Origin of the sequence: Winogradskyella sp. SYSU M77433, assembly GCF_029911945.1 — a bacterium.
In the GTDB taxonomy this organism is placed as follows: domain Bacteria; phylum Bacteroidota; class Bacteroidia; order Flavobacteriales; family Flavobacteriaceae; genus Winogradskyella.
This window is the reverse complement of sequence record NZ_JARYTG010000005.1, coordinates 88,820-114,947: the sequence shown is the minus strand read 5'-3', so window position 1 is coordinate 114,947 and position 26,128 is coordinate 88,820. Positions and strand designations below refer to the sequence as shown.

The 26,128-nt window shown below is 33.8% G+C and carries 16 protein-coding genes; 3 read left to right on the top strand and 13 right to left on the bottom strand.

Annotated features, from left to right (window positions below; all coding sequences use genetic code 11):
* Position 1 precedes the first annotated feature (1 nt).
* From QGM60_RS11345 to QGM60_RS11325, 5 genes are all read right to left on the bottom strand, one after another.
* Positions 2-1,381, bottom strand: coding sequence for a radical SAM protein (locus tag QGM60_RS11345; RefSeq protein WP_281140361.1), 1,380 nt, complete (start codon positions 1,379-1,381; stop codon positions 2-4).
* Between the two features lie 3 nt (positions 1,382-1,384).
* Complete coding sequence (locus tag QGM60_RS11340) at positions 1,385-2,167, bottom strand: class I SAM-dependent methyltransferase (RefSeq protein WP_281140360.1); 783 nt, start codon at positions 2,165-2,167, stop codon at positions 1,385-1,387.
* A complete protein-coding gene (locus QGM60_RS11335) occupies positions 2,160-3,623 on the bottom strand; it encodes a radical SAM protein (protein WP_281140359.1) in 1,464 nt (487 codons plus the stop codon). Before QGM60_RS11335 ends, QGM60_RS11340 begins: the two co-directional genes overlap by 8 nt.
* A complete protein-coding gene (locus QGM60_RS11330) occupies positions 3,616-4,521 on the bottom strand; it encodes a nucleotidyltransferase domain-containing protein (RefSeq protein WP_281140358.1) in 906 nt (301 codons plus the stop codon). The genes QGM60_RS11335 and QGM60_RS11330 overlap by 8 nt, the downstream gene beginning before the upstream one ends.
* Positions 4,522-4,674: 153 nt before the next feature.
* A complete protein-coding gene (locus QGM60_RS11325; protein WP_281140357.1) occupies positions 4,675-5,631 on the bottom strand; it encodes an L-threonylcarbamoyladenylate synthase in 957 nt (318 codons plus the stop codon).
* A gap of 87 nt (positions 5,632-5,718) precedes the next feature.
* On the opposite strand from QGM60_RS11325, the gene QGM60_RS11320 reads away from it, so the two are divergent.
* Together QGM60_RS11320 and QGM60_RS11315 are read left to right on the top strand one after the other, a co-directional pair.
* On the top strand, positions 5,719-7,350 hold the full coding sequence (locus tag QGM60_RS11320) for an ABC-F family ATP-binding cassette domain-containing protein (protein WP_281140356.1): 1,632 nt from the start codon (positions 5,719-5,721) through the stop codon (positions 7,348-7,350).
* A 104-nt stretch (positions 7,351-7,454) separates the two neighbouring features.
* Positions 7,455-9,404 (top strand): YgiQ family radical SAM protein, encoded by a 1,950-nt coding sequence (locus QGM60_RS11315; protein ID WP_281140355.1) that lies wholly within the window; start codon positions 7,455-7,457, stop codon positions 9,402-9,404.
* Between the two features lie 12 nt (positions 9,405-9,416).
* Here the strand turns inward: QGM60_RS11315 and QGM60_RS11310 are convergent, their stop codons facing one another.
* The 7 genes from QGM60_RS11310 to QGM60_RS11280 form a co-directional block, all read right to left on the bottom strand.
* A complete protein-coding gene (locus tag QGM60_RS11310; RefSeq protein WP_281140354.1) occupies positions 9,417-10,373 on the bottom strand; it encodes a bile acid:sodium symporter family protein in 957 nt (318 codons plus the stop codon).
* Positions 10,374-10,394: 21 nt separating this feature from the next.
* Complete coding sequence (gene polA, locus QGM60_RS11305) at positions 10,395-13,256, bottom strand: DNA polymerase I (RefSeq protein ID WP_281140353.1); 2,862 nt, start codon at positions 13,254-13,256, stop codon at positions 10,395-10,397.
* A 132-nt stretch (positions 13,257-13,388) separates the two neighbouring features.
* Entirely contained in the window at positions 13,389-13,925 is a 537-nt protein-coding gene (locus tag QGM60_RS11300) for a cupin domain-containing protein (protein WP_281140352.1), read from the bottom strand.
* A 105-nt stretch (positions 13,926-14,030) separates the two neighbouring features.
* A complete protein-coding gene (locus tag QGM60_RS11295; protein ID WP_281140351.1) occupies positions 14,031-16,559 on the bottom strand; it encodes a hypothetical protein in 2,529 nt (842 codons plus the stop codon).
* A gap of 27 nt (positions 16,560-16,586) precedes the next feature.
* Entirely contained in the window at positions 16,587-16,784 is a 198-nt protein-coding gene (locus QGM60_RS11290) for a hypothetical protein (protein ID WP_281140350.1), read from the bottom strand.
* Between the two features lie 156 nt (positions 16,785-16,940).
* Entirely contained in the window at positions 16,941-20,987 is a 4,047-nt protein-coding gene (locus QGM60_RS11285; RefSeq protein ID WP_281140349.1) for an ATP-binding protein, read from the bottom strand.
* Between the two features lie 137 nt (positions 20,988-21,124).
* Positions 21,125-21,382 (bottom strand): hypothetical protein, encoded by a 258-nt coding sequence (locus tag QGM60_RS11280; RefSeq protein WP_281140348.1) that lies wholly within the window; start codon positions 21,380-21,382, stop codon positions 21,125-21,127.
* Between the two features lie 260 nt (positions 21,383-21,642).
* Here QGM60_RS11280 and QGM60_RS11275 point away from each other — a divergent pair, with 260 nt between their 5' ends.
* Positions 21,643-23,067 (top strand): aldehyde dehydrogenase family protein, encoded by a 1,425-nt coding sequence (locus QGM60_RS11275; protein ID WP_281140347.1) that lies wholly within the window; start codon positions 21,643-21,645, stop codon positions 23,065-23,067.
* 170 nt (positions 23,068-23,237) lie between these two features.
* Here QGM60_RS11275 and QGM60_RS11270 read toward each other — a convergent pair whose 3' ends face one another.
* A complete protein-coding gene (locus QGM60_RS11270; RefSeq protein ID WP_281140346.1) occupies positions 23,238-25,958 on the bottom strand; it encodes a leucine-rich repeat protein in 2,721 nt (906 codons plus the stop codon).
* Positions 25,959-26,128: the final 170 nt, after the last annotated feature.

Here is a 26,128-nt window from a genome sequence, read left to right as displayed (position 1 = left end):
ACTATTTGCTTAATTTCATTAGTCCTCTCGCTAAGCTGGATTTTAACTTATAGCCAATCATCTTTTTTAGATTTTTGTCATTAAGTTTTTCCTTATTGAAATTAACCTCATTAACAATTCGTCTTACCGCATAATCGTAAAATTTTCTGGGATAAGTTCTTGTGAAATCAATATCTCTATCTGTTGAGGTTTCCCAGTTTGGCTTAACGGTTATTTTATCTTCAATGTCATTATATAAAGATGTCCCCTTAATCGGATAAGCGACAGTGATTGTAAAATGTGTAGGATTTGCGGCTTTTAAATAAGTTATAGTGTCGTTAATATCCTTTTCATTTTCACCTGGATAACCAACCATAATAAACGTGCCAGATTCCATGCCTAGAGCATTGGTTTTTTGTATGGCTTCTTTAACAACATCAACATCCACACGTCTGTCCATGGCATCAATTATTTTTTGAGACCCACTTTCAGCACCAATCCAGATTCTATAGCATCCAGCTTCTTTCAATAATTTAAGGATGTCGTCATTTAGACGCTCGGCTCTAGTAATACACTCAAAGGGAATTATAGCATCTTGTTTTATAACCTCATCATGAAATGCTTCTAACCACTTATGACTGACAGTAAAAACATCATCTACAAACCAAATCGTATCTGGATTATAAGTGTCCTTCAATAGCTTTAACTCATTGGCAACTAAATCCGCAGGCCGTCTTCTATAACTTTGGCCATAGACTGCAGTACTACACCATTTGCAGGTGTAAGGACAACCACGTTGTGTACTAACTGTCATAGAACTCTTGCCATGGTGAGTTTTCCATGTGTTTAAGTATTTATCTACAGGAATAGCTTCTCTGTTGGGTAATGGCAGCTCAGTAAGGTCTTTGATTTTTGTACGTGGCGTAGTTTTTTTTACGCTACCATTTTCCAAATAAGCAATGCCACTAATTTCATTGTAAGTCTTGTTGTTAATGATGGCATTGTAAAGTTCAAAAGTCGTTTGTTCACCTTCACCAATAATTAAAAAATCAGAACCAGTATTTAAGTAATTTTCACAATTGTATGTGATATCTGGTCCGCCCAAAATAATTTTTGGGTAACCATATTTTTCATCGGTTTTTAAAAGTTTGACTAGTTTAATGACATTGATTTTTGTCATTAGATTAGTATATATGGCTACAACCTTGGGTTGTTTTTCTTCAATAAAATGAAGTTGCTCTGCTTTTGAATAAAACGTTGAATCAAACACAAAATTAGAAACGTTATTTTGGTTGAGATAAGCAGAAATATATAGAATTCCCAAAGGTGCGTAAGGCTTCATGATGGCCCTTTCTTTAGCATCTTCAAATAAATAGTAAGCATGTGTTAGTAAAATGCTCATCTCTTATTTTTTGGTTAGTTCTATTAAAAAATGATCTGAATATTTAGCCCAAACCGAAGCAGTTAATATTTGATCGATAAACTTAAGTATAGATAAAAAAGGTGCTTTAGAAAGAAACGAATCTTCTAAATATGAAGGCGGAATGGCTAGGCCAATTGGTTTTATGTTTTCTGTTTTATAATTTGATTTCGTAAATTCTATAATATCCTTAGGATTGTAGTACCAGGTTTTTACATCTACACCATCAACATTAGCTAAAACACAATCATTGGTTTGTCGTCTTTTAGCTTGTTTAAGTTTTCCTTTTAAAGAAAAATATAATTTTTCCCAAAGACATTGCTTTGTCATTATAACCAATATCATTTTTCCTTCAGGCTTAAGCAATCTAGAGGCTTTTGTAAAAAAAGATTGTAATTCAGATTTTGATAAACAGTTAAATCCGCCGAAGTTTGAGAATATTAAATCGAATGTTTTGTCAAATGAGTTCTTTTCAATTGTATTGATATCCTGTACTCTGAAATTTAAATTTTTAGATCTAGATTTTGCGCTGGCTAGTTTTATCATACTTTCAGAAATGTCCGTGGCAATTACTTCATGACTAAGTTTAGCAAAATTGATAGCATCTTCGCCAGTGCCACAATTCAATTCTAAGATGTCAAGTTTTTTATTTTGTGTAATAATAGGATTTAGATATTTAAAAACCATATGACGTTGCGCCTTTCCTATGTTAGAAAAAGTAAAGACTGTATCGTAATGGGCTGCAGCAATATCAAAATCGTTAACCATTAGAAATTTCCATATTTTTAAGTTGAAGCTTATCAACTAAAGACGAAGGTAAATAATAACCCAAAAGTACTATTGATCTTAGTTTCTGTTTTGAAAGTGCTAACGGATTTTTAAATACGGTTTTGATATTCTCAAAAGCTTGACTCTTTCGATATTCTTTGTGAACATAGCGCTGTAATTTTTTGTAAAATTTAGAACTGTATGTACCTTTAAATAGCATAGCTAAATCATCAGAATCGGTCCAGTTGGCTTTGAGTTGTAGATCGTCTTTTACCTTATCGTAAAATTTTGTTCCAGGCAAAGGATACGAAACCGAAACACCGATATTGTCAGGTAGTAGCTCTTTTATCATAGCAATGGTTTTAGCAATGTCAGCTTTTGTTTCACCCAAATAACCAAATTGTATAAAAAAGGCGACTCTAACACCTCTCTGCTTTAAAAGTTTGGTGGCTTCATAAATCTGCTCAATGGTGGTGTCTTTGTCCATAGCATCCAAAATACTTTGAGAGCCACTTTCCGCACCAACCCAAACTTCTTCCAAGCCACTTTCGGCTAAAGCATCGATGGTATCTTCTTTCAACAATAAATCAACTCGACTTTGTATATAGTAAGAAATTTTAAGTCGTTCTTTCTTTAGTTCTTCATTGAAATTTTGAACCCAATTTGGTTTCAGCCCAAAAATATCATCACACATCCAAAAACGATTCACACCATAAGTTTCAGATAGATATTTTATGTGTTTTGTAATATATTCTGGTGAATGCGAATTGTATCGATTACCGTAGATTGGTTTAGCACACCAATTGCATTTAAAAGGGCAACCTCTAGTGGTTGCAATATTTAAAGTGAATTCATTATTACCACTTTCCCAAATATCACGATAAGGCTCAATATCTATTAAATCCCAAGCAGGAAGAGGCAACTCGTCTAAATTTTTTAAAACCGGTCGCTTAGGATTCTTTATAATTTTATCATTTGTTTCATAAACAATTCCTTGAATATTTGAGGTGTCAAAGTCGTTTTCTAAAGCATTAACCAATTCTTTTAAAGTGATTTCTCCTTCTCCTTGAATTATAAAATCAGCACCAGCATTCAGGTATTTCTCATAGTGATCCGTAGAATCTGAACTGCAAACAATGATTTTACAATTAAGATTTTTGGCAATTTTTATCATTTCAAAAGCAGCCTCACGCATGGTGGTTAAGCACATTTTTGTGAGATAATTAAAACCGTCATCATAAATTACAAAATACTTTGGCTTTTCAGTTTCTAAGTAAGGTTTTATAACTTTCGGATGATCTAATAAATTAGCATCAAAAACACCAACTTTATAATTATTTTCTCTGAGATAGGATGCAGCATATAAAGTGCCTAAAGGTGGATATGGCGTTTTGTTTTTCCACTGTTTAGGATCGAATTTATAGTAGTAAGAATGTGAAAATACAATATCAAGCATTTTCCATGGTCAAATTTAGGTTGTAGGCTTTATTTTTATTTTCGTAATTTTTATTCAGTCTTACGATAACTTGAGACTGGAAATCTTGTGGATGATGTTTAGAAACATCATTGGTAGACTTCATGGCAATTTCAAAATTGTCTTTTTCTAAATGGTTAAATTTTTGTTTCCACTTTTTTAATGTAACCGCTTTAAGTCTTTTATCAATAAACCTTCCTAAACTGTTGTCAAAAATCAACTCTAGAGTTTTACTCCAAAAAGGTTTGGAATGCATCTCACGTATAAATTTTTGATTAATTGTTTTGTTGGGATAGAAACCTAAAGTCCATTTGTTGGACTCTATAAACTTATCGAAAGTAGCTTTTCCGTAAATAGGAATAAGCGTCATCAATTCCGTTGCAGTAAACTTATTCTGTTCTTTTATTTTTAGTTTATTAGAACTTATAAAATAGTTGACGCAGAAGTACTTTTTTGAATTCAATAAAAACACTTTTTTGAATAAAATTAAAAGTGTTCGTGCAAGCCATAAATGATTGGGTTTTGTAATAATAAAAAAATCAATGTCACCATCATTGTCATAATAACCTTTAGAAAGCGAACCCGAAATAGATACAGATTCTATAAAAGGGAATGAAGCAATTAGCTTGGCACGTTTTAAAGCTTTTGGCATAATATCCTTGGCCATTTTATTGCCTTTAATACGTCTTTCAACTAAACTGAAATTATTTTTATCAGTGTAATAATCCCCAAACTTATAGATGATTTTTTTATTGGTTAACTCTTCAAGTTCACGCTGAACTGCTTCCATGTTTTCTAAACAGGAATAGTTAAAAACCTCTTCTTTTTTCAAAGGATAATTAAAAACAGAGGAGTATATGATAACTTTAAGAGCGTTCATTTTTTAAGTTGGTGATTTATAAAAATAAGACTAATTATATATTAACTACGATATTAGACAAATTTTTAGATGTTTTTTGAGTTCTTTTTTATAAAACAACTCAATGCTAAAAACCACTGAAAAAAAGTGAAGATTTTTGACAAAACGCGAATTCTACTTTGTTGCTCTTGTAAGTCTATCGTTTATAGATTTACCCAAACCATAATCAGGAAGACGTTCTGCAATAATAAGATCCAAGTCTTGTTGGTCTAGTTGATGTAAGGCGTCATAGAGTTTTGAAGCGGCTTCTTCAAGATTTTTACCTTCGGATAGCACAATTTTGAAATGAATAGCATCATCGTTCAAAATATCATTGTATGTTAAAAGTCCTATGCGTAGACTTTTGTTTGCCTCAACAGCTTCTTTAAGATGATTGGTAAGAATGGTTTTGGTTTTTGGCGCATAATGGCGTTCTAACATTCCTGGTGCATCAGGTGCAACTTCTTTTTTGTTTTTAATTTCAATAGTTCCAACTACAGCTTCAATAGCTTCTATAGAAGTTGAACCGAGTCTATAAATTATAGGTTCACCATTTTCAAAACCAATAATTGTAGATTCAATGCCACTTTTACAAGCTCCGCCATCCAAAACCATTTTTATTTTATCCTTAAAATAGCTTTCTACATGCTCAGCTTTGGTTGGACTTATTCGGTTAAAAGGATTAGCACTTGGTGCAGCAAGCGGAAAATCTAATTGATTTAAAAGTTCTAAAGTAGTTGGATGATTCGGAATTCTAACAGCAACCGTATCTTTTCCGCCAGTGATTAAATCTGGAATTATAGATTTCTTTTTTAAAACCAAAGTAATTGGTCCAGGCCAAAAAGCCTCAGCTAAGAGTTTTGCCTTTTCAGGAATCGCTTCAACAATAGTTTCTAGATAATCTATATTAGGAATATGAACAATCAACGGATTAAAAAACGGACGCTCTTTAGTTTCAAAAATAGCCTTAACCGCTTTTTCTGAATAGATATTGCCAGCTAGACCATAAACTGTTTCAGTTGGTATAGCAACAAGCTCTTCATTATTAAGAAGTTCTACGGCTTTTGATAGGTCTGTTGAAATGATGCTCATAACAGGTTTAAAATGCAATATTACTTCAAAAAAATCAAAGATTTATCTTTCGGCTTTTAGTAGTTTTGCGCCTTTAAAATTAAAGCTATGATTTCTGTAGATAATTTAGTTGTAGAATTTAGTGGTCACACCTTATTCAGTGATGTGTCTTTCACTATAAATGAGAATGATAAAATTGCCCTTATGGGTAAAAATGGTGCCGGAAAATCTACAATGATGAAAATTATTGCTGGTGTTCAAAATCCTACAAAAGGTAATGTTAGAGCACCAAAAGATGCCGTAATAGCTTATTTGCCTCAGCATTTATTGACCGAAGATGATACGTCTGTTTTAGAAGAAGCCTCAAAAGCATTTAGTCACGTTTTTGAAATGCGAGATGAAATGGATGCGCTAAACAAACAGCTTGAAACGAGAACCGATTATGAATCTGAAGACTATATGAAAATTATAGAACGCGTGTCAGATTTGGGTGAAAAATACTATGCTTTAGAAGAGGTAAATTACACAGCTGAAGTAGAAAAAGCTCTAAAAGGTTTAGGTTTTAAACCAGAAGATTTTAATAAGCCAACAAGCGAGTTTTCTGGTGGATGGCGTATGCGAATAGAATTGGCAAAAATTTTACTTCAAAAACCAGATTTGATTCTGCTTGATGAGCCAACAAACCATATAGATATTGAATCGGTAATTTGGTTAGAGGATTTTTTGGTGAATAAAGCCAAGGCTGTCATGGTTATTTCTCACGATAGAGCCTTTGTTGATAATATTACAAACCGAACCATAGAAGTTATCATGGGTCGTATTTACGATTACAAAGCCAACTATTCACATTATTTACAGTTGCGTGAAGACAGAAGAGCGCATCAAATAAAAGCCTATCAAGAGCAACAAAAATTTATAGCCGATAACCAAGCATTTATTGAGCGTTTCAAAGGTACCTATTCTAAAACCAATCAAGTGGCATCTAGAGAACGTATGCTAGAAAAACTTGAAATTATTGAAATTGATGAAATTGACACATCGGCTTTAAAACTGCGTTTTCCAAAAACACAGCGTTCGGGAGATTATCCTGTAACAGTAAAGGATGTGTCTAAATCGTATGACGATCATGTGGTGTTTAAAAATGCAAACATGTCGATTGCGCGTGGCGAAAAAGTGTGTTTTGTAGGTAGAAATGGTGAAGGAAAGTCTACCATGATCAAAGCCATCATGGGACAAATTGATGTTGAAGGTACTTGTACACTAGGTCATAATGTTCAAGTGGGTTATTTTGCGCAAAACCAAGCCGCACTTTTAGATGAAGAACTTACTGTTTTTCAAACAGTTGATGAAGTCGCTAAAGGAGATATTCGTACACAAATAAAGAATATTTTGGGTCGTTTTATGTTTAAAGGCGATGATATCGACAAAAAAGTAGGTGTTCTTTCTGGTGGTGAAAAAACCAGGTTAGCTATGGTGAAGTTACTACTAGAACCAGTAAATCTTTTAATTCTGGATGAGCCAACCAACCATCTCGATTTAAAATCAAAAGATGTATTAAAAGACGCTTTAAAAGAGTTCGATGGCACCTTAATTTTAGTGTCTCATGATCGTGATTTTCTTCAAGGGCTGTCTAAAAAAGTCTTTGAATTTAAAGACAAACGTGTGATAGAACATTTTGAAACTATTGACGATTTCCTAGCAAGAAACCGAGTAGAAAACTTAAAAGCACTCGATTTGTAATCTTAAAATCGAACGTATTAAACATTTTATAGTAATTTGGATTTGTGTGGTTTAACAAATCTTCAACTGATTAAGTTGTATTTTCTAACTACCTTTATGCCGTTATGCAAGAAGAATTAAGACTTTCTAGTTGGTTGCCTACCACAAATAAAGAGGTGAAAATTCGCGGATGGGAATACTTAGATGTTATCCTGTTTAGCGGAGATGCCTATGTAGATCACCCAACGTTTGGTCCTGCAGTAATCGGACGTTTGTTAGAAAGTATGGGTTTACGTGTTGCTATCGTACCGCAACCTAATGTTAACGATAATCTTCAGGATTTTGTTAAGTTGGGTAAACCGCGTTTGTTCTTCGGTGTTACTGGTGGTTGCATGGATCCTATGATTAGCAACTACAATGCTAATAAAAAACGTCGTGATAAAGATGCTTACACACCAAATGGCGAAATTGGTTTTAGACCAGATTATGCATCAACAGTTTACAGTAAAATTTTAAAAGAAAAATGGCCAGATACACCAGTTTTAATTGGAGGTATTGAAGGCTCATTACGTCGTGTGACGCACTATGATTATTGGAGCGACCAATTAATGCCAACCATTTTAGAAACCTCTAAAGCAGACATGTTGGTATACGGAATGGGAGAGCAACCATTACGTGAAATTGTGCGTTTGTTAGAACGTGGTGTACCTTTTGAAAGTATTAATACGGTAAACCAAACCGCAATTCTTATTAATGATGAAAACGATATCCCAAAAAATAAAAATTGGGAAGATGTTGAAATCGCTTCTCACGAAACTTGTTTAAAGGATAAAAAGGCTTACGCGTCTAACTTCAAGGTTATAGAACAAGAGTCAAATAAGTTAGCTGCAAGACGAATTTTTCAAAAAGTAGGTGATAAGATGCTGATGATAAATCCGCCGTATCCTACAATGACAGAGGAAGAAATTGATGCCTCTTTCGATTTACCTTACACGCGTTTACCGCATCCTAAATACAACAAACGTGGACCAATTCCTGCGTTTGAAATGATTAAGTTTTCCATCAACATTCATCGTGGTTGTTTTGGTGGATGTAGTTTTTGCACCATTTCGGCACATCAAGGAAAATTTATTGCGTCTCGTAGTAAAGAATCCATTTTAAAGGAAGTCGATACTGTGGCGAATATGCCAGATTTCAAAGGTTATTTATCTGATATTGGCGGACCAAGTGCAAATATGTATCAAATGAAAGGTAAGGTACAAGCTATTTGTGATAAATGCGTTGCGCCAAGTTGTATTTCGCCAGTAATTTGTAGCAATTTAGATACGTCGCACAAACCATTAACCGAATTATATCAAGCGGTTGATAGTCATCCGAAAGTAAAAAAATCGTTTATCGGATCTGGAATTAGACACGATATGTTGGTGCCAGAATTCAATAAAAATGCAGATCCAAAAGAGTTAGATGATTATACCGAAGAAGTGATGACGAAGCATGTTTCTGGTCGACTTAAAGTAGCGCCAGAACATACTAGTGATCCGGTATTAAAATTAATGCGAAAACCATCGTTTAGTTACTTCCATAAGTTTAAAGAACGTTTTGATAAAATCAATATTAAGAATAAACTGAACTTACAGTTAATTCCGTATTTCATCTCAAATCATCCAGCTTGCGAAGTTGAAGATATGGCAAATTTGGCTGCCGAAACTAAAGATATGGGCTTTCAGCTAGAGCAAGTTCAAGGCTTTACGCCAACGCCAATGACGGTTGCAACGGTGATTTATTACAGTGGTTATCATCCGTACACGCTAAAAAAAGTAAATACGCCTAAAACCCGAAAGGAAAAAGACGAACAACACCGTTTTTTCTTTTGGTATAAAGATGAAAACAAAGCTTGGATTAAAAACACGCTTAATAAATTAGGAAGACAAGATTTATTAAAAGTCTTACTTCCTGAAAAGACTGAAAAATGGCGTAAAAACAAACCAGGAAAAACTAAGCATACTTTTAACGATGCTGTACCTTTTAACCAACGAAAGGACAAGGTGAAGTACAAGAAGAAAAAGCGAAAGTAATTTTTCTTCTTTTTATAAATCCCTTCTTCCATGCTTAGCAGCAATCACACTTATTGCTACAATTTGAAACGCGTGAAACATCATTATTGGCAATAAAATAATGCCTAAAAATGAAGCGTTTTGAAATAGTATTTTAGAAAATACTGTACCGTGTACTAATGACTTTTTGGTGCCGCAAAACTGTGCTGTAATTCGGTCTTCAATAGAAAAATGAAATCGTTTTGCGATGAAACCTATAAAGAAATATACTAACCAAAAGATTAAGATAGCAACAGCTAAAACGGCTAGTAATTTTAACGGACTTAAATTTTCAAAAATGCGATCTAAAAAGGATTTAGAAAAGCTTTTGTAGATAATCAACAAAATGACACCTTTATCAAATAGCGTAATTTTTTTACTGTGTTTTAAGGCAAAAGCACCTAAAAATCGTCGTAACAATAAACCTAAAATAACTGGTGCTAAAATTTCTAACAATAACTTTTGGTAGACTTCGATTAAGCTATAATCTGTTCCGGTAGAGGTCATAAAAAGACCAATCCATAATGGTGTAAGGATCACGCCAATTAATCCCGAAATACTCGCGTTAAAAATAGCTGCAGGAATATTTCCTTTGGCAATAGATACCATAACTACAGATGAAGATACTGTTGAAGGCAACGCTGCTAAAAACATAAAAGCCAGCCAAAGTGCTTTGTTATCTTCAGTAATTAAAGGATATGCAGACAATACAATTAAAGGAAAAACAATAAACGTTGTCGCTTGTATTAAGACGTGTAGTTTCCAGTTTTTTAAGCCAATTTTTATTTGTTGCGGACTTAATTTTAGTCCGTAGAAAAAGAAAATAAGCGATATACCAATACTGCTCAAAGTGTTTAAAACCTGAGCACTTTCACCTTTACCCAAATCAGGATAAATGTATGCCGCTATCACGGTAATTATAATAGCAATGACAAATCTGTCTATTTTCAAAACTCGATAGAGATTTTAAATTTAATGCGCTTCTAACCAGTTATCACCAAGACCAATTTCAACATCTAATGGTACCGATAATGTAAAGGCATTTTCCATTTCGGTTTTTATCAATTTCGAAATTTCTTCTAATTCAGGTTTGTAAACATCAAACACCAATTCATCATGAACTTGCAATAGCATTTTGGTTTTGTAATCACCAGTTTCTAATTTCTCATAAATGTTAATCATTGCTAGTTTGATGATGTCTGCAGCACTACCTTGAATTGGTGCATTAACAGCATTTCGTTCTGCTGCACCACGAACAACCGCGTTTCTAGAATTGATATCTTTTAAATATCTGCGTCTGCCTAAAACCGTTTGTACATAACCGTGATCTCGTGCAAAATCGACTTGTTTACTGATGTAGTTTTTCAGTTTTGGATAGGTTTCATAATAGGTATCGATTAGTTCTTTAGCTTCGCTACGTGATAAATCGGTTTGGTTACTTAAACCGAATGCCGACACACCATAAATAATTCCGAAATTCACCGTTTTCGCATTGCTACGTTGTTCTCTAGTCACGTCTTCAATAGCAACATTAAATACTTTTGAAGCAGTTGAGGCGTGAATATCTTCACCGTGTTTAAAGGCTTCAATCATCGTTTCTTCTTCACTTAACGCTGCGATGATACGTAATTCAATTTGAGAATAATCGGCAGCTAATAAGGTGTAGTCTTCGCTACGAGGCACAAATGCTTTTCGTACTTGTCTTCCACGTTCAGTACGAATAGGAATGTTCTGTAAATTAGGATTATTACTACTTAAACGACCAGTTGCAGCAACGGTTTGCATATAATCGGTATGTACGCGACCTGTAGCTTCTTCAACTTGAAGCGGTAAGGCATCTACATAGGTGCTTTTTAGCTTTGATAAACCTCTAAAATCAAGAATGTTTTGGATAATTTCATGGTCTTTTGCTAAGTAACTCAACACGTCTTCTGCGGTAGAATATTGACCAGTTTTGGTCTTTTTTGGCTTGTCTACCAGTTTCATTTTTTCAAATAAAATAACACCTAATTGCTTTGGTGATGCAATGTTGAATTCTTCGCCAGCAGCTTCGTAAATGCTCTTTTCTAAGTTGGCAATATCACTATTTAATTGCTCTGATAAACTGTTTAAAAAGTCTTTGTCTAGGTTAATACCTTCTAATTCCATCGCAGCTAACACGCGTAGTAACGGGATTTCTATCTCATCAAACAATTTTTGAGTGTTAGCTTCTCCCAATTCTTTTTCAAAATGTTCTTTAAGTTGAAGTGTAATGTCAGCATCTTCTACAGCATACTCGGTTTGTTTATCTAATGGCACATCGCGCATTGATAATTGGTTTTTACCTTTTTTACCAATCAATGTTTCAATGGAAATAGGCGAGTAGTTTAAATACGTTTCTGATAGTACATCCATGTTGTGACGCATGTCTGGATTAATCAAATAGTGCGCTAACATGGTATCGAATAAAGGTCCTTTAACTTCGATATTATATTTAGCTAAAACCTTGATGTCGTATTTTAAATTCTGACCAATTTTCTGAATGTTTTCGGCTTCAAAAAATGGACGTAATTCTTCAATTAATTCTTGTGCTTCATCTTTATTTTCAGGAAAAGGTAAATAGAATCCTTTACCAGTTTCCCAAGAAAACGCAATACCAACCAATTCTGCAGTTAACGGATTTAAGCCTGTAGTTTCGGTATCAAAACACACTGAAGTTTGATTAAGTAGGTTTTTTACAAACAGTTTAGTTGCCATTCCGCTTGCAATACTTTGGTAAAAGTGACTTGTGTTTTCGGCGGTATTTCTTGTGAAAGTTGTGTTTGCTTTTGTTTGCGAATCATCATCGCCGCCACCAAATAAAGAGAATTGTCCTGCACCAGCAGATGCTTTTTCTTTTGTTGTTTGAGACTTCTCGACTGCGCTCGAAGTGACATTTTGATTAGTCGTTGTAGTTGAATTATCGCTTTCTGAAGTAAACGTTTTAATAAAATTGTCTGTAAGACGTCTAAACTCTAACTCTTGGAAAATTTCTTTTACTTTTTCAATATCTGGATGATCTAACTCGAAATCTTTCGCGTTGAATTCTACTGGAACATCAAGCATAATTCGCGCTAATTCTTTTGAAAGCCTTCCTAATTCAGCATTAGCTTCAACCTTTTCTTTCATCTTACCTTTTAGCTGGTCTGTGTTGGCTAAAAGGCCTTCCATGCTACCAAATTGCTTGATGAATTTTTTAGCAGTTTTTTCACCAACGCCAGGTAAACCAGGAATGTTATCACTAGAGTCGCCCATCATTCCTAAAAAGTCAATGACTTGTTCTGGTCTTTCGACTTCAAATTTTTTCTGAACTTCTGGAATTCCCCAAGTTTCATATCCGCCACCAAACGATTTTGGGCGATACATAAAAATATTTTCGGTAACTAATTGTGCAAAATCCTTATCTGGCGTGACCATATAGGTTTTGTAACCTTCTTTTTCCGCTTGACGGGAAAGTGTCCCAATAACATCATCTGCCTCAAAACCTTCCTTTACCATAATTGGAATATGCATGGCTTCCAAAATGTTACAAATATGCGGAATAGCAGTGCGAATGCCTTCTGGTGTCTCATCACGGTTGGCTTTGTAGTCTTCATACATTTCTACACGGTCTACGCTTCCGCCTTTATCAAAACATACCGCTAAATGGTCTGGTCTTTCGCGTTTGATGACATCTAAAAGCGAGTTCATAAAGCCCATAATGGCTGAGGTATCTTCACCTTTAGAATTAATTCTTGGGTTTTTTATAAAAGCATAATACCCACGAAAAATAAGCGCGTAAGCATCGACTAAAAAGAGACGTTTTTGTTCTGACATGTTTTGAATTTTGAAGTCTATAAAACTACAAAACTTAAACTTTGAAATAAAGTAAAGACCAACTAAAAATAAAAAAGAAAGCCGAAATGGAAATCGGCTTTCTTTTAGGTTTTATAGAATAGTATAAGTGATTTATTTTACGAACGTAATACCGTGTTCACCACATATTTCAGTTACTTTTTCAAAATCTGGTTGTCCAGGAGGTAAATCTGCTAATTTTCTAAACATAATTTCAATCCCAGCAGGAAAAGCACTAGTAATCATGGTGGCTTTTTCTGTGCCTACCACTTTCCATGAATGTGGTAAATTTTTTGGAGCAAATGCAGTATCACCAGCTTTTAAAATAGACGTTTTGCCATCTACCATTATTTCAACCTGTCCTTTTATAACTCTAAAAATTTCATCTTCCTTAGTATGAATATGTGGTGGAATTCCGGTGCCAGGTTCCACATTATCCTCCCATTCTACAATTTGATTGTCGGTTTCACTACCAACTAACTTATGCGTTTGTATATCTCCAATTACATTTAAGACTTCACCTTCATCTTTTCTGATGATTTTAGACTTTAGCTTATCAAGATAAGACATTGTGCTTGCATAGCTAGGTTGAGGTAAAAAAGTTAAAATACTTAATCCACCTATGGACTTCAAGAAATTTGCTCTTTTCATAATGTTAAGATTTAGTAATGTTTTAAAAAAAGAAAGCCGATCCCTACTTCGGCTTTCTTTGGAAAAAATATAATTGAAGACAATCCAATTATGCTTTATATATTTTTATAATTGTTCTACTTCAAAAAAAGTTGCTCTTGCGTTCTGATTAATGCTTGCACCCACGGCTGGTCTTACAAAGGCGACATCGATAGTCTGACCAGCTGTTAAGTTTAAGATTGAGGTCACTTGTCTTACAAGTTCTCCATTACCATGGTGATTATATTCAGAACGTCTTTCTTGTGTACCATCTACACGAATGCGGACACCAAAAACGCCAGTTGCTGTGCTTGTGTCTAAAGTGATTTGCACGGTTACACGATAAATCCCATCTGCAGGCACAGTAAATTCATCGGTAGTTGTATTAAAGTTGCTATTGGTATCAAAATCAACAGTATCAAAATTTACTTTTGTTGTACCTCCACCTGTTTCTGTCTGAGAAAGGCTCATATACATTCTAGCTATTGACTTAGTTGGATTAAGGCTTGATAAATCCACAGTTTGTGCAGCTTGGCCGTCGTCTTCAATTTCTAAGGTTAAGATGTTTGTGGTTGAGTTAAAACTGAAATTATCTATTTGTTGATTGTCTGTGTTTATAGAAGCTAAATCAACAGTCACAGGTGCAACTCCATCGTCTTCAAGAGAAATGCCTAATACAGTCCCAACTAAGCCAAGGTTATCAATTTGTTGGTCGTCTGTATTTGTTGTTGGGTTTTGGAAGGTCACATTGCCAGCACCATCTGTGGTCATTACTTGTCCAGCTGCGCCATCAGAAAGAGGCATTGAATATCTGCCAATAGAAGGATTATTTCCAAAGGACATACTACCAATAAAATAGCCTGCGTAGCCTAAGGTACTTTGAACATCACTAAATATTCCATATTGTTCACCTAATGAGGTTGAAGGAATAGTTACTTCTAGACCAAATTTTCTTGCGCCTCCAGAACCTTCAATATGAGATTTAAAGCCATAAATATCACCTGCAGTACCTCCGTTATAGCTTACATCGTGATTAAAGCCTATGGAAGTTGTTAAATAATTAAGGGTTGTAGGGTCTGAAAATTCAAATGAGACTCCTCTTCCTGAAATAAGTCCAGAGTTATCAATTAATACACCACTATCTTGTCCAGTATTGTTACTATGCTTATTAATTTCAACATTCATAGATGTTAAGGCATTTGTAGTCTTTATAACTGATCTATCGAATAGATTATATGAAGATGTAACTTCTCCATAAATTGCAGATTCTGTTTGAGAAGAATTACTTATAAATTGGGATCCATATTGGATACTAGCATTAGTATCAACGTAAATACCATAATCTCCTAAAATTTCTACATTTCCATTATCTGCATAAATGGTGCGTCCTGCTCCTAAGCCTCCTTCATTATATGCTTGATCTAGGGTGTTTTGGGTGTTTCCATCCTGTAGCGTTGATAAATCAATTGTTGTGGTGCTACCTGCTTCGGTAATTTCCAAATCTGTACCAGATAATATGGCTGCAGTTATTGTTTCATTGGTACTATCAGCATCAGCATCTTGTATGTTTATAGTTGTGCTGGTTCCGTTGGTGATTGTAATTTCAATTTCTTCATTAGCTGTAACGATATTACTACTAAGGTCTTGTTCGTCGGTATCAGTATAAGTTGGTAAATCTTGAAAACTAATATTACCAGCGCCATCTGTGGTCATAACTTGCCCAGCTGTACCGTCTGCTGCAGGCATTAAATATCTATTAGCAGTAGTATCTCCTAAAGAGGTTCTTCCTAATAGATAAGCTGCATAGCCTGAGGTGTTTTGTACATTTGAATATAATCCATAATGTATGCCAAATAGTGATGAAGGAATATTAACATTAAATCCATACTTATTTCCTGTATTGGTAATACCTGATATGAAATTTATATTAGCTCCATATAATCTTCCACTTCCACTTGTAGAATAAAAACGGCCAGAAAATAAATTAGTATATGCATTAAAAGTTCCTGTTGCTTGTGCGAGAAAATTTGCACTTTCTGCCTGTATGGTCCCAGAAAGAAAAGAGCTAACTCCAAAATAATTATCTGAGCTGTTCGCATTTAATGTTATATATGCACCATTGAAACTTCCTGATCCAGAAGCGGCATTAAGACTTCTTGATATTGTTAATGAACTGGTATTACTAGAATTCCAATCATATATGGATAAGGGTGATGATGCAGCTGAGTTTTGACCAATTTTAATTTTACCGTAAGTATAAATATCGTCTGTGATACTATTTGGTGGATTAGAAGTTCCTATTTCAAAAAAGTCTGAGTCAGAATCAGATCCTTTTACTGAGACCCAAGATGTTGTTGCATTATCCCAATAATAAAAGCCTTTTCCAGATAATGATGTACCTGTATAAAATACCATCATACCATCTTGGTCTGCTGTTGGATCAGTAGTTGGGAAATTATCTATTCTAGGTATAAGGATACCATCTTCGTTTGTTGGCGAAGTAGTACTAGAAGCAGAAATATCTAAAGTGGATTTTGGATCTGTATTGCCAACTCCAACTTGAGAAAAGGCAAAACATGAAAAGAATAGGAATAGGGTAATTGTAATTGTCTTCATTTTGTAGGGTATTAATAATTCTTTGTCTTAGAGTTTAACTTCTACATTAAAAGTATTTTTTACATCTTTTAGAACTCTGTTGACATAGTAAAGTAGTCCAAGAAAAATTTCACTTCCTCCAAGAATAAGTGGATTTACGTTTCCAAATAATTGAATGGAAACATGACCTGCCAAAAAGCTCGAATTGATAACTAAAAGAGACACAAGAAATGTAGAGGTCTTCATCTTGCAATGAATTAATGATTAATAGCTCTCCAAAACTAGTTTCGATGTGTAAAAATGCTCTTGATTATTTTGTCAAACACAAGGAGTATTTTGTCAAAATGAAGAAAAACGACTAGTAGTATTTATTCAAAAAACAAATAAAAATATGAAAATCAGTTAATTGCGAAATTCAGAAGGGCTTTGTTCAAATTCCTCTTTAAAAGTCTTACTAAACCAATTTGGGTCGTTAAAACCTATCGCATAGGCAATTTCTGAAATGGATAAATCTGTAGTTTTTAGTAATTCTTTTGCTTTTTCGAGACGTACTTTTCTTATGAAAATGGCCGTACTAGAATTGGAAATGGCTTTTAATTTTCGGTAGAGTTGTGAGTCGCTCATCGCCATGGATTTTGCGAGTTCGGTTGGTCCAAAATTAGAATCTTCGATGTGGTTATGAATAACATCTACTACCGACTTTAGAAAAACGAGGTTTTTATCTGTAGGTTGAGATTCTTTTTTAGTGGTTGTAACAATAGTATTTACAGCATATTTTTCTTGTAACTGTTTGCGTTTGGCAATCAACATTTTCATGCGGAGTAATAATTCTTCTTTATGAAAAGGTTTGGTCAAATAGGTATCTGCACCACTCGAAATTCCATCAATCTTATCCTCTTGCATCGCTTTAGAAGTAAGCATAATTATAGGAATATGATTGGTGTTGGTGTTTTGCTGTAAATGTTGGGTAAGTTCGTAACCATCCATTTTTGGCATCATCACATCTGTAATAATAATGTCCGGAATTTGCTTTGATGCTAGTTCCAATCCTTCCTTACCATCGTTAGCAAAAGTGACCTTGTATTGCGGTTGTAAGCACGATGCTACATATCTTGCCATATCATGATTATCCTCAACAATTAGCACACTGTTAGAATCTTCATCCGAAATAATATCAGCTGTTTTTGGTACTACTGTACCAACTGACATTTCACGGTTATTGGTAGTAATAGTTGTGATTTCGGCAGTATTTGTAATTGGTAATGCAATTTTAAAGGTAGTGCCTTCACCAACTTCAGAAGAAACTTTAATAGTTCCATCTAATAATTCTACAAGCTCTTTGGTTAGCGCTAAGCCAATACCTGTACCTTGAGAAATTTTATGAGCTTTGTCTTCAACTTGATAAAAACGATCAAAAATATTAGGAAGCTCTTCTTTGGGAATACCATAACCTTGGTCTGAGACTATAATGTTCAGATTGTTATTTTGTTTTTTAAGGGTTACAGCTATTATGGAATTTTCAGGTGAAAACTTAATAGCGTTTGAAATAAGATTCGTTAAGATTTGACGCATTTTTTCAGCATCAAAATCCATTAGGATTTCATTTGGTGTCGTATCAAAATCGAGAGTTATAACTTTATCAGACGCAATACTGAGAAAGCTATCAATAACGTTTAACGTAAATTTTACGATATCGTTTTGTACAAGGTTTAATTTTAGTTGGCCTTTTTCAAGCTTTGCTAAGTCCAGCATTTGGTTTACCAAATCCAAAAGGTTATTGCTATTTTGTTCTATAGTTTCTAAAGAGGTTTCAAGCTCTTTTTTACCATTAACTTTGTCTTTTACATTACCTAAATAGCCAAGAATTATGGTGAGTGGTGTTCTAAATTCGTGAGTTATATTTGTGATGAATCTCGATTTTAGCGCATCAAGTTCTTGCAAACGTTTAGACTCTTGTCCTGCGATTTGGCGTTGTAAACTTATTTTGTAGAACGCATATACGATTCCTAAAAATATGAGTAGATAAAAGAGATAGGCAAGGTTGCTTTTGTACCAAGGAGGTATAACTTTAATCTGTAGTTCTAAGGGTGCTTTTTGCCAAAGATTGTTTCTGGATTTACCTTGAATTTTTAAAGTATGTTTTCCTTTTGGAAGGTCTAACAACGGAATTTCTCTTGAACCAGATAACTCATTCCAATCGTTGTTGTCTAAAGCATATACAAATTCATTATTTTTTGTTGGACGCAGATCTAAATCCGAGAATGAAATATAACAAGGGAAATCTGTGTAGTTAAGTGTGATTTTATCTACGGTTGTAATACTCCGATCAATGATGTCGTTATGAGTTACAGGATTAATTTCTTCGTTTTTTACCCTTAAGGACGTAAAGGTTAAATCGCCAGGTACATCAAGTTGATGAACATTTCTGGGATTAAAAATGTTAACGCCATTAATACCTCCGACGTAGACTTCATTAGTATCCTTATTGTAATAATGCGCTCCAAGATTAAACTCTGAACTTTGCAAACCATCATTTACCGTATAGTTTGTAAAAATTTCAGTTGCTTTATTAAAGCGAAATATGCCACCATTGGTAGTTAACCATAAATTATTATCTTGGTCTTCAGTGATACTATAAACAAACGTATTGGTTAAGCCTTCATCATTACCAAAGCGTTTAAAGGTGTTGTTTTCTGAATTGAACTTATTAAAGCCATCTTGTGTGGCAACCCATAAGGTTGCATCGGCATCGTGCCAAGTATGTAAGGTAGTGTTACTACTCAGGCTTGTGGAATCGTTTTCCTCACTAAAATAATTAGTGAATTTAGGATTTTGATAATTCTCATCTTCAAAATGAAGTTTGTTGAGGCCATCTTCAGAGGTTATCCAATAATTCAAATTCTTGTCTTGCGACATATTGTAAGTGAAATTGGAACTTATTGAGTTTGTGCTTTCTTTGGTTTTATAATGCTCAAAGGTTATGATGTTACTTTTTAAGTCTCCTGTAAATCGGTTGACTCCTCCACCATAAGTCATAATCCACACTGTACCATTGTTATCAATATGAATACCACGAGTAGCATCAGAACTTAAAGATTTAGGATCGTTGATGTCATTGTAAAAACTAATAATTTTTGGAGATTCAGGATCGAAATCATTCAAATCAATAATAGAAGCTCCTTTAATTGTACCAATCCACATGTAATTGTTTTGGTCTATTGCCATACTTCTAATCACGTTAAAAGCTAAGGCATCATCTGTATTTTCTTTAGTAATGTAAGTGACATTGCCTTCTGAATCTATGCAGTTAATTCCTTTTCGAGTCCCAACAAAAAAGTAATCTTTGTTTTTGGCGAATGATAAAATAAAGGCATTGTTTAATGAGATTTCTGAAGTGGTATTTACATTTTTAAAGACAGGTTCCCCTAGGATAACCACGTCTAGATTGTTGGTGCCAACCCAAAGTAAATTACCATCTGTATAAGTATCATAAACACGATTCGAAGTGATAGAATTGCTATGATTCTGTTCACCATAATATGTGGTTATGTGCTCAAAGCGTAGGTTTTGTTCATTAAAATCTTTTGCAATATAAAGACCGTCAAAAGTGCCTATATAAAAAGTATCATTATTTATATCAATAGATGAAATATGTAGCTTATTATTATTATTATTATTATTACTGTTTAAGGGTATTTTAGAAAGTTGTTTTTTGGATTTGTTGTATATAAAAAGGCCATTAGTAGTACCAAGCCAGATTTTTTTATTAGTAGCAAAAATGGTATTAATATTTGCGATTGTTTGGTTGAGTTTAATCTCGAAAAACTTTGCATCTTTAGTCTTAATATTCTCACATACAAAAAGCTTTCCATCTTGTGTGCTTACATACACTATGTCGCTATCAACAAATGTTGAATTGAATTGCTGAGTTTCTCCATCAAATTTTGAGATTTTCCGGTAATTATCCCCTCCTTTATTGAAAATAAAAATACCTTCATTTAATACCGTTGCGATTATTGTACCATCTGAAGTTTTGGATAAACTACTACAATTTCCAGTCTTAACTTTGGTACTTCTAAAACTATTGATTTTAGAATCGTATATAGAAATACCATTGTCGTTTGTGCCTATCCAAATATTACCCTCTTTATCTTCTAAAAGTGTATTAATAAAATTCCCAGAAATGCTTAGACTGTCTTTTTTCTTGTTTTTGTAAACAGTGAAAGATGTACCATCAAACCTGTTTAATCCTTCTTGCGTGCCTAACCATAAAAATCCGTTAGAATCTTTTAGAATAGTTCTTATTGTTTCTTGAGACAATCCGTCTTTTGTGCCGTAATGATAAAATGTAAGGTTTTGCGCACCACAAAAGAAGCTAACTAAACATAGAATCAAAATAAGTTTAGTTCTGAAAGAATTACTACGAAAAACAGTAACAGGATTGGTCATAGAGGGTTAAAAGGTAAGTACAAAATAGTAAATCTTTATTTTATAAGAAAATGCTTATGGCTAAAGGAAAGAAACTTTACCATAACAAAAAAGCCGAAACAAACGTTTCGGCTTTTTTATTCTTTATTATGATTGGATTAACAAAGCTTAATAGTTTTCATTTTTAGTTGAAGACTTTTTCTGTAAGCTTTAATACTTATGATCTCGTTACTTTTCTTATGATTTAGTTTTATTACAGTTGCTTTAACTTCTGCAGAAATTGAAACTTTTTTAGCTTCTACTTTTTCTACTGTAGTAGAAACAAGTTCAGTTTCGTTATTAGAAACAGTATCTTGTTGTGCGAAACTTGCTGCAGATGTTGTTAAGAATAATAAGATGAATAAAACTTTTTTCATGACTTTAAGAAGCTATTTTGTTTTAACTTCACAACAAAGAAACATCGGTTTGTAATATTAGGGTCTAACTTTTGGACGAATGACCGAGATGTGTAGATAAGTGGTAACTGAAAGTATAAAACATCGATGAAATACACAAAATGAGCTCTCAGCCCTTTAAAAGCGTTGTTTTTATGAGGTAAAAACGTTGGTTTTCAGGCTAAAAGAGATGCTTTACAGATATCATCGATGAAATGCAATGTGTTGAATAATAGATAGGTATGAGCAATAATAACTTCGATTTACGTGATAATCCATACTATAATTTGTTTTTAAAACAGCAGTCGAAACAGCTTGAAGTCGGCATTATACCTTATAAAGAGAGACTAAAGCAGTTGAATAGACTCAAAACAGCTATAGAGGTTACTTACCGAGAAAGAATAATAGAAGCGTTACAAAAGGATTTACATAAACCAAAAGTAGAGTCTGAACTAACAGAAATCTATCAAATTATAGGAGAAATAAAGCATGCAAAATCTAATTTGCGTAATTGGATGCGCAAGCAGAGTGTTACAACACCTTTATCAATGTTAGGTTCTAGTTCTTATTATATATATGAGCCCAAAGGCGTTTGTTTAATTATTTCACCATGGAACTTTCCTTTCAACTTAACTTTTGGTCCTTTAGTTTCTGCAATAGCAGCTGGTAATTCGGTTATTATAAAACCATCAGAGATGACTAAGAATTCTTCTAAACTTATGTCTGAAATTGTTGCCAATATTTTTTCGGAAGATGAGGTAGCTTTGGTAGAAGGAGAAGTTGAGACTTCAACACAATTATTACAATTGCCATTCAATCATATCTTTTTCACAGGGTCTCCAAATGTTGGAAAAATAGTGATGTCTGCAGCAGCAAAACATTTAGCTTCTGTAACGCTTGAGTTGGGAGGGAAATCACCTACATTAATTGATAGTTCTGCAAATATTGACAAAGCGGCTAAAAAAATTATATGGGGAAAATTTATTAATGCAGGTCAGGTATGTGTTTCACCAGATTATGTACTTATAGAAGAAAGTTTAAAGGCTAACTTCATAGAATCTTGTAAAAAATGGCTAAATCATTATTATGGAGAAAATCCTGAAAATTCAGATTCTTTTGCCAGAATCGTTTCCACTAAACATTTTGAGCGTTTGAAAGACCATTTAGAAAATGCTGAAAAATTAGATGCTAAAATTGAAGTAGGAGGAGCGCTAGAAGCCGAAACTAAATATGTATCACCTACTATAGTATCTAATCTAAACCAAGCATCTTCTTTGCTCCATGAAGAAATATTTGGGCCTATTTTACCAATAGTTACTTATAAGACTTTAGAAGACGCTATAAAATATATAAATTCTAAAGAAAGACCATTAGCATTATATATTTATAGTAATAACCAAGTAAAGACAAAGCAGATTATTAAAAATACCAGAGCTGGTGGTACTTGTATAAATAACAACGTTATTCATTATGCCAATCATAATTTACCTTTTGGTGGAATAAACAATAGTGGTATTGGTAAAAGTCATGGTGTTTATGGTTTTGAGGCTTTTAGTAACAGAAGAGCAATTGTTAAACAACATACCTTTGGTATTACGGAATTGTTATTTCCGCCTTATTCCAATCTTAAAGAAAAATTGGCCAAACTGACTATAAAATGGTTTTAACAAAAAAGGGAATTGCTCCCTACTGCAAATTCCCTTTTAATGATTTTTTCTATACTACGTTAATAGTGATACAAATGTCTATTAAAAAACTAATTATGGTATCACCCTTTTGGGTGATTTTGATAGAAAAATATGACTGCTCTAAACGATAATAATTAAACTTAGTAATATTAATTATCTGGACATGTAATTTCTTTACCCTTCAGTATACCATTTTCACCTGGTTGATAGCGGTAGCATTTTCCATCCTGAGCTTTCATAATAATACCTCTATATTTATTATTGATAAAGACGTCTCCTGTAGCAATTTCTAATTGGCTATGAGGTGTTGTAGTACCAATACCAACTCCACCATCACTAGAGCCTGTATCTATTGTGCCACTACTTTCGCACACATCACCAATGCCATTGTTATTTGTGTCTGCCTGATCTGAATTTGCGGTGTCTGGGCAATTATCGCAAGCATCGCCTATACCATCACCATCTGTATCTATCTGGTTAGGATTATTTACATCAGTACAATTATCTTCGGTGTTAATTATGTTGTCTTCATCATCATCAGCTTGTGAAACAGCACATCCAACAAGTATTGCAGGTATTCCTGAACAATCGGTATCATTTCCTGATATGACTAAGTTACCATCAAGGTAAGATGTTCCATCAATAAAGTTTCTTACAATACAACATTCGTTTAGAGAAGTGTTATTGGTTATTGTTAAGCTACCACCTAAGTAAATTAATTCTTCTAAAAGGCTAATGTCCGTTAAACTATTATTTTCTTCAATATTTAGACCAACGTCTAAACTTGATGTATTAGCAATACCAGATAATGACGTTAATGCGTCGTTGTCATCTATTTCTAAAGATGCTGAACTGCCACTTGTTAAATTTTGAAAATCTACACCTGTCAGGTCGTTTAAAGCGTCATTGCCGGAAATTAATATTCGTGTTGCTGAAATACCTGCCATGCCCGAAATATCAGTTAAGGCATTATTGTTGTCTAAAACAAATCCAGAATTGTTAGTTAAAGTTACATTCGGTAACCCATTTAAGTTAGTTAAACCATCATTGTTTTGAATTGAGATATCACTCATTGTACTTCCAGATTGAATTCCAGATAGAGCAGATAAATCATTCAACGAATTATTATTTGTCAATGAAAATCCATATACCATTCCTGTGATGTTGTTTAACCCATTTAAGCTAACGAGTTGAGCGTTATCACTGATGTTTACAGTGGATATTCCACCTGTAACGGAAGATAGGCCTGATAAATCTGTTAGACCAGTGTTATCAATGGTTATGGTATGAAAATACATATTAGAAGCATCAAAACTATTAAAACTAGGTAAATCTGAAATAATCAAGTTGCCACTTGAACTATATCCAAAATTTGCATCTTGAATCTTCAATCCATTTGAACCCGTAGACGTTAATAAAGGAAGTGAAGCACTTATCAGGCTTGGCCCATGTAAATATAACCCAGCACCAACTGTAGTAAGATTTGGTAAGTTGATAGAGGTTAATCCTGTATCACCAATTTCACAATTTCCACCTATCGAGGTTAAACCAGATAGAGCACTTATGTTGGAAATGGCATTATTGGTTAATTGAAAATCTCCAGTAACGTTAGATATTGAAGCTAATCCACTAACATCTGATAGATTCGTATTGTCATAAATCAGTAAGTCATTAGCAATATTAGTTACTGCCGAAACAGCAGAAAGATCAGTGAGACTGGTGTTGTATATACTTAAATTATTAGCTGAATTTATGCTGCCCAAATCTAGAGTAAGAGGATTGCTAATGTTGGCAATTGTTATATTATTTTGGGTAGCACTGGTAGTGATATTAATGTCTGAAATTCCAATAGAACCAACAATACTATTTAAACCAGAAAAATTAACATTCGTAAGATTCGGACTGGTAATATTCATATAAGAACCGATTGAAGTAAGTGTTGGTATACTAACAGAGGCCATCTCTGAATCAATTCTAACAAAACTATTAACTGTTGTTAGTGAGCTTAGGTCTAAAGTGTTTAGTGCTGTAGCGCTGTATATATTTATTGATTCAAGAGCACCCATACTTGGAAGTTCTAATGAGGAAACGGTATCTCCAGTTAGCACCAAATAAGTAGGGTTTGCAGTACTACCAGAAACATATGCATTAGATATATAAATGCCGTTTGGCGCAGATGCTAGCGTGTTTAGAGATACAGATTGTAAAGCGGCTGCAAATCTTACATAAAACATAGTCCCTACACTGGTAAGGTTGGGTAAGTTTATAGAAGTTACTGAATTGTTATTATAAAAGAAAAATTGCCCACCAATAGTTGTTAAATTGGTAAAATTTAAATTGGTTAAATTGGTGCCTCCAATAACGAAATTTCCTAGTGTTGAATTAAGATTAGGAATAGATAAGGTTGAGACAACGTCACTATCTTCTACATAAAAATCATCTACTCCAGAAGACAAACTGCTTAAGTCTATAGTGTTAATATTAGTGTTGTCTCTTATATATACATCGCCATTAACAGTATTAAGATTGGGTAAATTAATAGTGTTAATAACAGCATTATTTGATATATTAACATAACTACCAACATTAGTAATGTTCTGCAAACCTGTTAAATTTGATAAATTATTACAGTTATATACTTGTAGATAACCATTAACCTGTGTTATAAATGATAATCCTGATAAATCTGTAATGTCGGCTCCGTTATAGATACGTAAATAGCCGTCAATAGTATCACAAGTACCACTATATGTTGCTACAAAATTATCAACAGCAGCTTGAGAGTTTAGAGTTATATTAGTTATACATGTTTGTGAATAACTACTTAGCGTAGTAAGAAATATGACAAATGAGATAAAAATAGTTTTCATAATGACATGAGATTAATAGCAAGTGGTAAATTTCTGTAAAACAGATATTTGTAACCTCACCCTTTTGGGTGATTTTTTAAAATAAAAAAAGCCGCTCCCTACTGCGGCTTTTTTCTAATTTGACCTAGCCCTTTAGGACTTGGGTCTCAAAAACATAATTGAAATTTGCT

Coding starts and splice junctions, on each gene's coding strand:
- QGM60_RS11345 (WP_281140361.1), bottom strand. CDS start 1,381: ATGAGCATTTTACTAACACATGCTTACTATTTATTTGAAGATGCTAAA.
- QGM60_RS11340 (WP_281140360.1), bottom strand. CDS start 2,167: ATGGTTAACGATTTTGATATTGCTGCAGCCCATTACGATACAGTCTTT.
- QGM60_RS11335 (WP_281140359.1), bottom strand. CDS start 3,623: ATGCTTGATATTGTATTTTCACATTCTTACTACTATAAATTCGATCCT.
- QGM60_RS11330 (WP_281140358.1), bottom strand. CDS start 4,521: ATGAACGCTCTTAAAGTTATCATATACTCCTCTGTTTTTAATTATCCT.
- QGM60_RS11325 (WP_281140357.1), bottom strand. CDS start 5,631: ATGAGCATCATTTCAACAGACCTATCAAAAGCCGTAGAACTTCTTAAT.
- QGM60_RS11320 (WP_281140356.1), top strand. CDS start 5,719: ATGATTTCTGTAGATAATTTAGTTGTAGAATTTAGTGGTCACACCTTA.
- QGM60_RS11315 (WP_281140355.1), top strand. CDS start 7,455: ATGCAAGAAGAATTAAGACTTTCTAGTTGGTTGCCTACCACAAATAAA.
- polA (WP_281140353.1), bottom strand. CDS start 13,256: ATGTCAGAACAAAAACGTCTCTTTTTAGTCGATGCTTACGCGCTTATT.
- QGM60_RS11300 (WP_281140352.1), bottom strand. CDS start 13,925: ATGAAAAGAGCAAATTTCTTGAAGTCCATAGGTGGATTAAGTATTTTA.
- QGM60_RS11295 (WP_281140351.1), bottom strand. CDS start 16,559: ATGAAGACAATTACAATTACCCTATTCCTATTCTTTTCATGTTTTGCC.
- QGM60_RS11290 (WP_281140350.1), bottom strand. CDS start 16,784: ATGAAGACCTCTACATTTCTTGTGTCTCTTTTAGTTATCAATTCGAGC.
- QGM60_RS11285 (WP_281140349.1), bottom strand. CDS start 20,987: ATGACCAATCCTGTTACTGTTTTTCGTAGTAATTCTTTCAGAACTAAA.
- QGM60_RS11280 (WP_281140348.1), bottom strand. CDS start 21,382: ATGAAAAAAGTTTTATTCATCTTATTATTCTTAACAACATCTGCAGCA.
- QGM60_RS11275 (WP_281140347.1), top strand. CDS start 21,643: ATGAGCAATAATAACTTCGATTTACGTGATAATCCATACTATAATTTG.
- QGM60_RS11270 (WP_281140346.1), bottom strand. CDS start 25,958: ATGAAAACTATTTTTATCTCATTTGTCATATTTCTTACTACGCTAAGT.